This window comes from Shewanella xiamenensis (genome assembly GCF_024971755.1).
Lineage (GTDB): Bacteria > Pseudomonadota > Gammaproteobacteria > Enterobacterales > Shewanellaceae > Shewanella > Shewanella xiamenensis.
This window is the reverse complement of the sequence record NZ_CP079718.1, coordinates 2,244,129-2,256,714: the sequence shown is the minus strand read 5'-3', so window position 1 is coordinate 2,256,714 and position 12,586 is coordinate 2,244,129. Positions and strand designations below refer to the sequence as shown.

The window sequence follows — 12,586 nt, the reverse complement described above, 5'->3', positions numbered from 1 at the left end:
AGCTATGGTAAAAACCACAGCTCTTAAATCCATTGCTATTAGCGCCTAGGCTAACAGCACTGAAAATTAACCGATTACGGTTACGTTTTCAGCTTGAGGACCTTTTTGACCTTGGGTCACAGTGAAAGACACTTTTTGACCTTCATCAAGAGTTTTGAAACCGTCAGAGTTGATTGCACGGAAGTGAACGAATACGTCTGGACCAGATTCTTGCTCGATGAAACCAAAACCTTTGTCAGAGTTGAACCACTTAACTACACCAGTTACTTGAGACATGATATAAATCCTGTAAATAAAAAATTAAAGCCTTAACGGCGGTGGAGCTGGAAAATGCCGGTATTACTTATGTTTACAGGACGAACGGGTCGTATTGAACACATAAATATAAGCCCAACCTTCAAGCTAGTAAAACTATAAACCATTCTAAAGATAAGTCAACATACTGCGACACTTTGAAAAATTTATTTAAACAAAGCCTTTTAAGGTTTTGCTACCGGCTCGCAGAACAATATGTTCTTACGGCTTAAGCGTTGACAGTAAAGCATTTTAAATAATTTATTTCAATAGGTTAAAATCAGCCCCTAGACTGAAATGCGATGTACTTCAATCTGGAAATCTAACTCACAGCTTAATCCGCTCTGAGAAAATGCTTGTTTCTGCTCTGCGGTAAACTTCCACGCATAGGGAGTCATTTCGAGAAAATTGCCGATATCTTTACTGTCATTAAGATCGAGTTGCGCGCTAAGCCGCTCTTGATGTAGGCATTCAAATCCATCAATTCTGGCCTCAGACTCAGGATGCAATCTTGGCTGGTCATAAATCTGTTGTTTTAGCGCAAAATGATGCAAAGGCCCAGGCGATACCGTGATAAGAATGCCGCTAGGTGCCATGATCCGCTGAAGTTCTTCTACTTTTGATGGTGCATAAATTCGAATCGCTAAATCAATGCTATTAGATGGAATCGGCATTTCATAGGCACTCGCTACACAAAAGCTTAAGTTAGGATAGCGCTTGGCTGCATATTTTATTGCCGACTTAGAGATATCAACGCCCTGTAAATAACAAAAATGATGAGCAACAAGGGCATTATATAAACGATGACTGTAGTAACCCTCACCACAACCTATATCAAGGATCTGCTGTGCACTACTGGCATATTGGAGTGCCAGTTGATTAACTCTATCACTTAAGATTTGATAATAACCCGCATTTAAGAACTCCCGACGAGCAAACATCATTTGCTGATTATCACCTGGATCTTTCGAGTTTTTTTTCTGAACGGGAAGCAAATTGACATAACCTTCTTTCGCCATGTCAAACTTGTGTGCCTGCGGGCATCCCCAAGTTCGTTGTGTTAGGGTGAGGGGTAACGCGCACAAAGGACATATATATTGCATTGATTAACTCTATTTAAAATGGGGGATGTCAAGCTTATATCTCATCTTCCATTAATCGCTCGACCATTTGCAGTAATTCAGGAGAAGCGAGCAGCTCAAAACACTCAAGTTTCCTTAAGGCTTTGTCGATATTCTGACTATCATTTGCGGCGCGACTAAAGCTCGGGCGCTCAAACATGTGGGTATAAGTTCGAAAAAGCCATTGGCGCTTTTGTTGTAGTAATGGATCTAATCGTACGGCCTCTTCAGCTAAGCCAGTATGGTATTGACCAAGTTCACCCCGTAAAAATGCTTGTAACTCCAATCTTATCTGCTCAATTTCGGTGAGGTAAACCGCAAGGGATTCCGATGTCGCACCGTAATCGTACTCCCTAGCAAGAATAGCCTTAGCCATCATCAGTACTCTCGGCTCATGTAAGCCTCTGACGTCGGATTCAAGTGTTACAAACTCGAACTTTGATGCCGATTGCAAAGAGAATGTTACACTTTCTCTCACATCAACTTTAATTAAAATTCCTGCCCGAAGCTCTTGGGCAACAAATTTAGGGGCAGTCCCCATTCGATGATAAAGCCGTACGCCTTGACCCAAGTACCTTGATACAGGAGCACTTAGCCCTGCGTCTACAACAGAAGTTGTGTTTAGTGTTAGCCCTAAAATCGGTTGAAGGCGCACTGCAATCTGTGGTGGCGTTTGTGAAACTACAATCAGCTCAAGTAGGGGAGCTCCCATCGTTTCAAGCACAATAAAATCACTCATGTTGCTTGGTAACGTTATGATCAATGACGACGTCTGTACGACATCGAGTATCATAGGTTGATTGAGATATTGATGATGCATAAGACTGATCCCCTGTTCAATGGGAATTGTAACTGCCAATCGTGGTAAAGATCACCTGTTAAGCGCTTCTCTTTTCAATATAATTTATCCATCAAGGTTTTTGCTGATCAATATTGGGGTGAGTTTAACGGCTAAGATGCTATCATTCGACAAAACCGTCATTTGATTGAAATTATGTATACAGCATCTCAGCCAAGTATTTTTTGGCACGACTATGAAACATTCGGTGCCAACCCAGCCCAAGATAGACCCGCCCAATTTGCCGGGGTCCGTACCGATTTAGATCTTAACATTATCGGTGAGCCAGAGACTTTTTACTGCAAACAATCAACGGATTACCTGCCCTCACCCGAAGCGATTTTAATTACAGGGATCACGCCACAACTAGCCAATTTAAAAGGTTTACCTGAAACCGAGTTTATGGGGCGTATCCATACTCTCTTCAGCCAACCTAATACCTGTGTCGCTGGCTATAACTCGTTACGATTTGACGATGAAGTCACCCGCTATGGCTTTTACCGTAACTTTATCGATCCCTATGCCCGCGAATGGCAAAATGGCAATACGCGTTGGGATATCATTGATTTAGTGAGGGCTTGTTATGCCTTTAGACCCGACGGTATCCATTGGCCATTAAAAGAAGACGGTTCACCCAGTTTTAAACTGGAACATCTGACCCAAGCTAATGGTTTAAGCCATGAAAAAGCACACGATGCCATGTCAGATGTTTACGCCACCATCGCAATGGCAAAACTGATAAAAGAAAAGCAACCTAAGTTATACCAGTACTATTTTGAATTGCGCCGTAAACAAGCCGTCAGCGCGCAAATTGACGTATTAAATATGCTACCGCTTGCCCATGTCAGTTCGAAGATAAGTGCAATGCACGGTTGTACAACCCTTATCGCCCCCGTTGCACACCACCCAAGTAACAAAAATGCCATTATTTGCGTGAATTTAGCGATGGATTTAAGCCCACTGTTTGAGCTGGATGTCGAGCAGATAAAAACGCGCATGTACACGCCCAGAGCGGAGCTTGCCGAGGATGAGTTACCCATCCCAGTTAAACAGGTGCATCTTAACAAATGCCCTTTTATTACTTCGGCCAAAATTTTAGATGATGTGCAGGCAGAAAGACTCAACATTGATAAAGCCTTTGCCAGAGAACAATACAAACGCTTAAAGTCTCACCCGGAATTACGGGAGAAGCTGGCGCAACTGTTTGAGCATGATGGCGAAGTAACCACCACGGATCCTGACTTAATGTTGTATTCGGGTGGATTTTTCAGCCCTGCCGATAAAGCTAAGATGGAGATCATTCGCCATACCTTACCTCAAAATTTAGCCGCACTTGATTTGCAATTTGATGATGGACGCATCCCAGAAATGCTATTCCGTTATCGGGCGCGCAATTATCCCGAATTACTTGATGATCAAGAGTCCCATCGCTGGCGCACCTTCTGTCAGCAGCGTTTGGCCGATCAGGATTATCTGCTCAAACTTGAAAATTTGTTGCAAGATACCGAAGGCGATGAGCATAAACAAAAACTACTCGCCGCCCTGTGCCACTATTTGCGTGGATTGTAGACCACAAAATAGCCCATGTTTTTTGTTGATTTAGCGCCTATGATTGATAACTTCTTTCAGATGTTAACTAACAGGCGCTTAATTGAACCATAAACGCGAACTAACTCGCATTTATACTGTAACAAAATTACTAGAATGTTCTTCCATGAACTTAACAAACAAGGAGTCGGGAAATGCAAGATAGATTTATCCGAAGCATAACCCAGCTGCCAACCCCGTTGGCTGACGCATTAATTCCCTTATTACATCAAGGTTTTGCGGGACATATCGATGCACAGCAACTGGCAGAGTTAGTCAAAAGCAGCAATATGACCGAATCAGAGGTGTTACTGGCTTTGTTACCTATTGCCGCCGCCTTGGCCAAACCACCCATTAGTGAGTTTTATGTTGGTGCAATTGCCAAAGGAAAAAGTGGCGACATTTATATGGGTGCCAACTTAGAGCTGCCTGGCGAAGCCCTCTTCCACTCAGTACACGCAGAGCAAAGCGCTATTAGTCACGCGTGGCTTAGCGGCGAAAGCCAGATTGTGGATATGATAGTGAACGCCAGTCCCTGCGGTCATTGCCGTCAGTTTATGAATGAATTAGTCGAAGGCGGCCAAATCAAGATCCATTTGCCATCACAGGATAGCCATTTATTGTCCTATTATCTGCCCTATGCGTTTGGACCAAAAGACTTAAATGTTCAGTCACCGCTGTTAGTCAAGCAGGAAACTGAATTTGCACTCGATAGCAGTGATCCTATGGTAATTGAAGCCTTAGATCATGCGGGCTTAAGCTATGCACCTTATACCCAAAGCTATGCGGCGGTTGTATTAGAAACCGCGGATGGCGCAACCTACTGTGGTCGCTACGCTGAAAACGCCGCGTTTAACCCATCGATGCTCCCAATGCAAATGGCGCTATCGAATCTGACTCGGCATAATCGTGATTTTGGCGAGATCCGCCGCGCGGTATTGGTGGAATCCTCCCAAGGTAAAATCAGCTTAGTGGGCGCAGCGATGGATGCATTGCATGCTGTTGCCGCGATAGAACTCGAACATATTGTGGTTGATCCTATCTAGCCAGTTAACGCGGCGCTTCTGTTTTTATACTTCGGTATTGACTTAAGTAGCGCCGCGATGCTTTGGCCTATTTTAGCTACTAGGGCGTTTTGCCATAAAAATGGCTTTGCGCTCAGCCATTTTAAGATAACATGCGCTTCGCTGCGCCTCTGTCATGTTTCGCCACGCCAAAATCTCCTTAAGATGCCTAAAACACCCCATGCAGATATCCTGCTGATCGAGACAGCAATTTCGTACACAGGGCTGATAAATACTGTTATTCTGACCAGACCGCATATTCATTGCCCGCAGGCTCGATAAAATGGAAACGTCGACCACCTGGGAAGCTAAAAATCTCAGTGCTAATGGTGCCGCCAGCCGCGATCACGGCGGCTAAAGTTTCTTCCAAGGTCTTACTGTATAGCACAATCAGGGGACAGCCCTTTTCTAGGGTAAAACAAACATCAGCTTGATAAAAACCACCCGTTATTCCCGCATCGATAAAGCAACTGTACTGTGGGCCATAATCCTCAAAACGCCAACCAAATACAGTATTGAAAAACGCTTTAGAACAATCAATATCAGATGTTGGAATCTCTAAATAATTGATAGTGTGATGACGATTCATAATCTTCCCTGCCCAATGAATAACTTAATCAATAAAAAAGGGAGCCATTGCTCCCTTCGCGATAGTGGCTAATCTCAGATTAGCCCTGTACTAAGGCGGCGACAAGTCCGATGGCTCCACCAAACACACCGCCCCACACCACGAGCCAACCTAAATGCGTCTGGATCATCTCCTGAACTATCTGCTTAACCATTTGTGGTGTTAATTCATTTAAGCGTTGCTCAACGATATTAGCAATCTTATTTTGCAGATCGGCCATCACATTTGGCTGTTCAAGCTCTTGCTTCAATAGACTGCGGAATTGTTCACTCTCGGCCATATCGACCAATGAAGCTTTCATCTTCTCAATAAAGGGTTCTTTTAGCGGCATTAGCGCCTCAGTCCCACCAAACATGGCTAACATGCCACCAAATGAAGATTGTGCCACAGTATTGACTAAGGCATCGAAAGACGGTGCTAAGTCGACTTTCTCAATCACAGGCGCTAAATCGATTTGGCTTATGCCTTCTTTTTCAGACAAAAAACGATCAATGTTTTCAGCGGTAAAAAACTGTTTCATCATCAGATGAGCAATGCCGAGTTTAAATTCTTCAAACCGCGAAGGCACCACACCAGAACCATACAAACCAGGGACTTTTTCAAACAACATATACACCGCAAGCCAGTTGGTTATCGCACCAGATAATGCAAACAACCCAACATTAAATAGAATGGGTAAGCTCAGTGCGTATCCCAAGATCACACAAATGGCTGCCAACACATTGGTCACTAAACTCTTATTCAATCGTTAATCCCCCTATTACGCAATTTCATCGATTGCAAATGGCGCTAGTTTAGCAAGCGAAGGGGAGTAAGGTCTAATGCTGTAAAACAATACTAACACCACCAATCAGCCGCAAAACAGAGCGCAAACTCCGCAAATACTCAGCGGAGCGGCACAAGCACAACATCAAGACAAACTCGATAAACAGATTTTTGTTATTTCATTAATTAACATTAACTTAGTTTAATGATTTACAGCAGAAAATAATGTCACATTTCTGGATCTGCTTAGGAATTATTGAAAAGCATCGTCTACACTCAAAATACTAATCGCCTCGCCACAAGGCTCAATAACATAAAGGACGCGCTTATGGACTCTGCATTTAATACCGCTGGTGCCTTAGGCTGGCATGAACTCACGACCCACAACACTGAAGAGGCCATGCGCTTTTATGGTGAAGTATTTGGCTGGCAATTTAGAACGGTCAAGATGCCCCATGGTCAGTACCACTTGATTGAAAATCAAGGTGTAGGTATCGGCGGTATCACTGATAATCAGCTCCCGACGCTACCTTCGCACTGGACAGGTTATGTCACGGTCGCCGATGTCGACTTGGTCGCGATTAACGCTAAAAAACTTGGTGGCGATATTCTGTTTGGTCCAGAAGATATTCCGAAAGTGGGTCGCTTTTGTTGGATAAAAGATCCACAAGGCGCCGTCATCGCCGCAATAAGTTATCTCACCACTTAAACTAAGCTATTCGTATTAAAAAGCTTAGCGGTCATAAAATGCCCACTGGAGACACAACATGTTACCCTCGTAAAACGAGGGTTATGAGTTAACATACATTCTGACTCACATTGGTTGCCATACGGTAACACTCAGATTTAATTGACAAAACACCAAAAAAATCATGCAGAGATAAGCATTATTCGCTAGAATAACCACATTTATTGATAGATTTCGCGCCAGCGTGCGTATTGGAGCATTAATCTGACTATGCTAACTCAACTATCACGGTTAAAACTCGTGTTTTTTAGTCGCCCCCGATACCAACGAGTTCTCGTCTATTTAACCATTACCTACTTAAGTTACCTTATCGCCCTCGGATTAATACTCCCCAAGGCTATCGTCGCCTTCGCCCCAGAGAAGCTTTCACAGCTATTAGGACGTCCGGTCAGTTTACAGGGTATGCATATCAATCCTTTTAACTACCGCGTCAATATCGACCAGCTCGCCGTTAAAGAGAAAGATAATCGGGATTTTGCCGGATTAGCACAGCTCCAATTTGAGGTGCATTTTTGGCAGTCTATATTCAATCAAGCCTTAGTGATTGATCATATTCAGTTGCAAACGCCCTTTGCTCATATCCAACGGTTTAAAACTCATGGGGCAACTCAGTTTAACTTTGACGACATCGTTACCACCCTCAACCAAGCTAAAACCGCCAGCAAACCAGACACGAGTGCTGAACAAACACGCCCTTTGCGCATCATCTTAGGTGAGTTAACCGTCAGTGCTGCCCAGTTCAAATTTGATGACAAGATAACCAAGGCGCAAATTGATTACCCCAATATCAACTTCAAACTCAGTCAATTAGATACTGAATACCTGATGTTACCTAATCCTGCTAGCGTAGCTAAGACGTCATCAACCAAAGATGCGGTGACAAACAATGCCGTTCCAGCAACAACTACGGCGAATACTACTCCAGCAACATCGGCGACAAATGCCACTACGACTATCGTGCATAACCAATTTGTCGCCCAGTTGCAGGATGCCCACGCAGGTGAAGTGAGCCTTGCCGGACAATTTCAGCTCTTTCCCTTTAAGCTCGTCGGGGATGTACAGCTTGCCAAACTCAAACTTGTGCCGCTCTGGCAATTTGTTGCCGATCAATTCAATGTCAAATTGGGGACAGGTGAGCTCAGTATCAACGCCCATTACCAAGTCGATTTACCCGAACAAGGTGAATTACAACTCACTGCCGAACGTGGGCAAGTGATTGTTGAAAAAGTGAATTTGCTCAATGGTGACCAATCAGTTATCACCTTACCTTTGCTGGCTGTAGATGGGATCAGCGCTAATCTGGCCAAGCAGCGGGTCAATATTAAGCAAATCCACACTGAAGGCTTAAGTCTTAAGGCTAAGCTAGATGAACAAGGTATTGATTTAGTTAAACTATTAATGCCAAAATCTATGGCTGCCAGCACTGATACCGCAACGCCGAACTCGCCTGCAGAAGCGCAAACAGCAGAAGCGTCAGCTGAAACGAACACGTCAGCCGCATCGCCTTCACAAGCAACCTCGGATAAGAGTGTTACTGAACAGCAAGATGCCTGGTTAGTGACACTGGGCGGACTGAATGTCGAAAACTATGATATTCAGCTTGAGGAGCACAAACTCAGCAAAACGGCGCAGCAATGGCGAATCTATCCATTAGATTTTGCGACTCAAACCATAGTGAGCGATTTAAAAGCCCCGATTGAATACCAACTCTCCTTTGGACTAAACGATAAAGGCCATTTTACCTCCAAGGGGCAAGTCGATGTCCTTGGGCAAGCCATCAGCGCTAACCTCAAAGTGGAGCAGTTGGCCTTAGCCCAATTTCAACCTTACCTTGAGCCCTATGTCAATATGCAGCTAAAAAGCGGCCTATTCAGTAGCGATGGCGAGGTTCATGCCGATGGCAAAGGCAAAGCCATTTATCAAGGTAACGTTGAGCTGGATGATTTGAATATCCTCGACAGCATCCGCAAAGCGCCATTGGTGAAATGGCAAAAAATGCATATTAATCAGCTCGATTTTGACCAGCAACAGAATCAAATCAAGATTGATCATTTAAGTTTTGAGCAACCTTATGCCAAGGTTGTTATCGCGAAGGATCGTACAACCAATATCAGCAATCTGATTATTGAACAGCAAGCCATTGCCGAGCCTAAAGTCACTGGACAAATGGCGCAAACTGGCATTCAAGCCGAAATCAGCACCAATACAGTTGCACCATCCCAAACCGCAGCTAAAAAGCCCGAGTTAAGCGTAGATATTCAAAAAATTAGCTTTAACCAGGGATCGGCATTTTTTGCCGATAATTCGCTAACACCTAACTTTGCCTCAGGCATCGAGCAGCTAGAAGGTTATATCAGTCACCTATCCTCCAAGCCGGGTACTAAGGCATCTGTCGATATTAAAGGCAAAATTGACCGCTATGCACCAGTGACATTAAAGGGGGATATTAATCCCTTGTTAGATAAACCTTATCTTGATTTAGACTTGGTTTTTAAGAGTGTTGAGCTGACGTCAGTAAACCCATACTCTGGCACCTATGCGGGCTATTACATTGATAAAGGGCAATTATCGTTAGCACTTAACTACAAACTTGAGCAAAACCAACTCAAGGGCAGCAACCACCTAGTGATTAATCAACTAAAACTGGGGAAACGCAGTAACAGTGATTTAGCCACCAGTTTACCCGTAACGTTAGCGATTGCATTATTGCAGGATCGCCATGGCGTAATTGACCTAGGAATGGAAGTCTCTGGCGATCTAGACTCACCCAGCTTTAGTGTTGGCAGCATCATCATGACAGCCATTACCAATGTGATTACTAAAGCCGTCACTGCCCCCTTCTCTTTCCTTGCAGGTCTCATTGGCGCTGATGATACCTTAGATAAAATCCCCTTTAATCCCGGGCAATTTACCCTCACTTCCCGTGAGCAAGAAAGCCTAGATAAGCTCGCCAAAGGATTAGAGGATAGACCCATGCTACAGCTCAGTCTTGAGGGCAGTGTCGATGCAATAAACGATAGCCAAGCAATTAGCGAGCGTATGATGAAACGCAAGCTGGCTGCCTTAGCGAATATTCAGCTGACGGAATTGCCGGCAGATCTCAGCCCGAGTCAGTTTCCGACTCAAGGACCTCTAGCCGATGCCCTTCTCAAACTCTATGAGCAGGAAGTTAAAGCCAATCCTGATGATGTGAAAGACAATATTATTGCTGAAACCAAAGATACACCACTGAGTAAAGAGGAACTGACCACCCGATGGCATATCGCGCTTTATAACCTTTCGCTAAAAGCGCAAACGGTCGGTCAAGACAGGTTGGGAGATTTAGCGCAGGAGAGAGCGAAATCAGTCAAGGCCTACCTTGTTGATAGCAAGGGCATCGCACCTGAACGCATTTTCCTACTCGAAAGTCGCGTCACCCTCAATCAAGATGCTGCCCAAGTGAATATGAGCATCGAAGCTAAATAACGCGTTGTAGAAGACCATAGAGAATCAAATGCCCAGTATTCACTGGGCATTTTTATTGGTTGATTAAGATAGCGCCCCCTCGTTCTATTACTTGGCCTAAAACATCCATTAGGTTAAACTCTGCGGCTTTATGCGAGCGGAATCACATTCCGCGCGTCTATCCCCTTTCGCACAGCCAATATTGCGGCGCGCTAAAACACTTTTACTCGAGGTAGTTATGTTCATTATTCGCTGGATTTTAGGCCGGATCATTTTGTTGCTTAACTTTGTGTTCGCCCCAAAGAAACTCAAACGCCCATCAGCAGAACAACAAAAAATCGATGCGCAAACTCAAGCACTGGCGCTATATCAGTACAATGCTTGTCCTTTCTGCGTAAAAGTGCGCCGAGCTATGCGCCGTCAAGGGCTGAATATCCAAACCTTGGATGCAAAAAAATCCCCACATAGAGACGAGCTCATCGCCCAAGGTGGCAAGCAACAAGTGCCCTGTTTACGGATTGAAGACAATGGTCAAGTGCAATGGCTATATGAATCTAAGGATATCATCAGCTACTTAGAACAACGTTTTGCCTAGCACAACAATGCGCGCCCCACGGCGCGCTTTTCATTTACGCCACAAGTACTCACGGTCAGAATAATCAAACAACCATTGGGGTTGATACACCACCAACAGCGTCACCGCCATGCCGTTGAGCAACGCCTCAGGAAAGGCTAATAACGGGATTAACATCAGATAGTTATCAACTAACATGCTCCAGTCATAATCCGCCGACAACCAAAGCCAAAATGCCCAACTAAATTGATGAAAAACCGTCGATAATCCTGCATTAATAAAGGCGCCAACAAAAATAAACACAAAAAGATGCTTAGGAAATAAATGGTAACTGCGGCTGTAAAGCATAAACGCACAGAATAACGGGAAGGCTATTGCAAACAAGCCAAATGCACCAAACTCACCAGGCTGCTTTAGGACAAATATGCTGAAAAACGCACTTGGGAGGAGTAAGGCAACCGTCGCTAAGCGCCAACCAAACATCAATAGACAAGTGACTATCCCTAGAAAATGTAAATGAATTCCGACTTGAATACTGGCATTGAGGAGCCATAAGGTATTTACCGCAATCAGCGTTAACAACAACCGCCATTGCAAGCCTTTATCCTTAACAACCTGCAGTAACTCTTCCTTAGGCCAAATAGCATAAATCCACAGTCCCAGCAGTAGCAGGCTTACCCCCTGTAATGGGCTGATATTCCAGTCTATTTCAGCAAATCGCTTGGCCCAAAAATCCAGCATCAGTAAGGCTCCGGAGTAGATGCCCATTCAACCTATCGCGACAAGTTTCAGAGCAGATTCAAGTTGTTTCGGTATTAGGGTGATTAACCAACCTATTCGGGCGAATAAACTTCTTTACCAGTATATCGCGAATAAAACCGATAATTGCATGATATTGAGCGACATATTAAGGTATTCTTCGCTAAGTAAATCATCTAAGAGTAATCCTTGATATGCCATTGAGATCGATAAGCCTGACATTATTGAGCTGCTTAACATTACTCGCTTGCAGCAGCGCTCCGATAGACCCCTCTGAATTTGCAGGTAAATTTAAAGACAAACTCACCACTGATATCCGCGCAGATGGCCTTAAACTCTTTACCTATCAGGCAGGTTTTGCGGAGGAATACTCACCAAGAGATGTCACCGAACGCCCCTTCCCCCACGAAGAACGTATGCGTCAAGTCGCGCAAGATCCCCGCGAGCAGCGTCGTTTATACCAACAACAAGCGGATGCACTCGATATCTGGGGCAGACAAGTTGAATTGGGACTCGAGAAAACCTTAGAAATGACAGGTTACTGCCGCGAAGGTTACTTTGAGTTGAGCCGAATAATAGAATCAGGACGGGGAGAAATACGTGGTGAATGTAAAGAAGGCGCCACTGAGGAAGATAAACAAAAGTTTGTGCGCTTTTAAGTCATGAAAAGGGCGAGATGATCGCCCTGTTCTCTACACTTATGCACGGCGGTGTCGCAAGTACACGACTTAGCTCAAACCGTTAAGTTCAATAACGCTGAGTTT

At 44.3% G+C, this 12,586-nt stretch carries 13 protein-coding genes; 6 read left to right on the top strand and 7 right to left on the bottom strand.

All coding sequences use genetic code 11. From position 1 onward, the window contains the following. Positions 1-66: 66 nt before the first annotated feature. The 3 genes from KXJ80_RS11250 to KXJ80_RS11240 all read right to left on the bottom strand — a co-directional run bounded on the left by KXJ80_RS11250 (position 67) and on the right by KXJ80_RS11240 (position 2,235). The gene (locus KXJ80_RS11250; protein ID WP_011072720.1) at positions 67-276 is read right to left on the bottom strand and encodes a cold-shock protein; all 210 of its coding nucleotides are present in this window, start codon (positions 274-276) and stop codon (positions 67-69) included. 305 nt (positions 277-581) lie between these two features. After that, positions 582-1,397 carry a 23S rRNA (guanine(745)-N(1))-methyltransferase gene (gene rlmA / locus KXJ80_RS11245; protein ID WP_172590641.1) on the bottom strand — a complete coding sequence of 272 codons (816 nt, stop codon included), beginning with the start codon at positions 1,395-1,397 and terminating at the stop codon, positions 582-584. Positions 1,398-1,431: 34 nt separating this feature from the next. Continuing rightward, positions 1,432-2,235 (bottom strand): hypothetical protein, encoded by an 804-nt coding sequence (locus tag KXJ80_RS11240; protein ID WP_218738767.1) that lies wholly within the window; start codon positions 2,233-2,235, stop codon positions 1,432-1,434. Between the two features lie 174 nt (positions 2,236-2,409). Between KXJ80_RS11240 and sbcB the strand changes: the two genes are divergently transcribed. Further along, on the top strand, positions 2,410-3,822 hold the full coding sequence (gene sbcB / locus KXJ80_RS11235) for an exodeoxyribonuclease I (protein WP_144345693.1): 1,413 nt from the start codon (positions 2,410-2,412) through the stop codon (positions 3,820-3,822). Between the two features lie 173 nt (positions 3,823-3,995). After that, a complete protein-coding gene (cdd, locus tag KXJ80_RS11230) occupies positions 3,996-4,886 on the top strand; it encodes a cytidine deaminase (RefSeq protein ID WP_037419666.1) in 891 nt (296 codons plus the stop codon). Between the two features lie 72 nt (positions 4,887-4,958). Here the strand turns inward: cdd and KXJ80_RS11225 are convergent, their stop codons facing one another. The 3 genes from KXJ80_RS11225 to KXJ80_RS11215 all read right to left on the bottom strand — a co-directional run bounded on the left by KXJ80_RS11225 (position 4,959) and on the right by KXJ80_RS11215 (position 6,277). Continuing rightward, entirely contained in the window at positions 4,959-5,168 is a 210-nt protein-coding gene (locus KXJ80_RS11225) for a DUF1289 domain-containing protein (protein WP_218738768.1), read from the bottom strand. Further along, entirely contained in the window at positions 5,143-5,493 is a 351-nt protein-coding gene (locus KXJ80_RS11220; RefSeq protein ID WP_203433419.1) for a VOC family protein, read from the bottom strand. Before KXJ80_RS11220 ends, KXJ80_RS11225 begins: the two co-directional genes overlap by 26 nt. Positions 5,494-5,572: 79 nt before the next feature. Next, on the bottom strand, positions 5,573-6,277 hold the full coding sequence (locus tag KXJ80_RS11215) for a DUF445 domain-containing protein (RefSeq protein WP_099458287.1): 705 nt from the start codon (positions 6,275-6,277) through the stop codon (positions 5,573-5,575). 348 nt (positions 6,278-6,625) lie between these two features. Between KXJ80_RS11215 and KXJ80_RS11210 the strand changes: the two genes are divergently transcribed. From KXJ80_RS11210 to KXJ80_RS11200, 3 genes are all read left to right on the top strand, one after another. Beyond that, entirely contained in the window at positions 6,626-7,006 is a 381-nt protein-coding gene (locus tag KXJ80_RS11210) for a VOC family protein (RefSeq protein ID WP_037419655.1), read from the top strand. Between the two features lie 249 nt (positions 7,007-7,255). Then, positions 7,256-10,510, top strand: a complete 3,255-nt coding sequence (locus KXJ80_RS11205) for a DUF748 domain-containing protein (protein ID WP_218738769.1) — start codon at positions 7,256-7,258, stop codon at positions 10,508-10,510. A gap of 217 nt (positions 10,511-10,727) precedes the next feature. Beyond that, positions 10,728-11,084: a glutaredoxin family protein gene (locus KXJ80_RS11200; RefSeq protein ID WP_037427267.1), complete on the top strand. Its 357-nt coding sequence runs from the start codon at positions 10,728-10,730 to the stop codon at positions 11,082-11,084. A 30-nt stretch (positions 11,085-11,114) separates the two neighbouring features. On the opposite strand, the gene KXJ80_RS11195 is transcribed toward KXJ80_RS11200, so the two are convergent. Continuing rightward, on the bottom strand, positions 11,115-11,804 hold the full coding sequence (locus KXJ80_RS11195) for an energy-coupling factor ABC transporter permease (RefSeq protein ID WP_037427312.1): 690 nt from the start codon (positions 11,802-11,804) through the stop codon (positions 11,115-11,117). Positions 11,805-12,016: 212 nt separating this feature from the next. Between KXJ80_RS11195 and KXJ80_RS11190 the strand changes: the two genes are divergently transcribed. Then, the gene (locus KXJ80_RS11190) at positions 12,017-12,481 is read left to right on the top strand and encodes a hypothetical protein (RefSeq protein WP_037419646.1); all 465 of its coding nucleotides are present in this window, start codon (positions 12,017-12,019) and stop codon (positions 12,479-12,481) included. Positions 12,482-12,586: the final 105 nt, after the last annotated feature.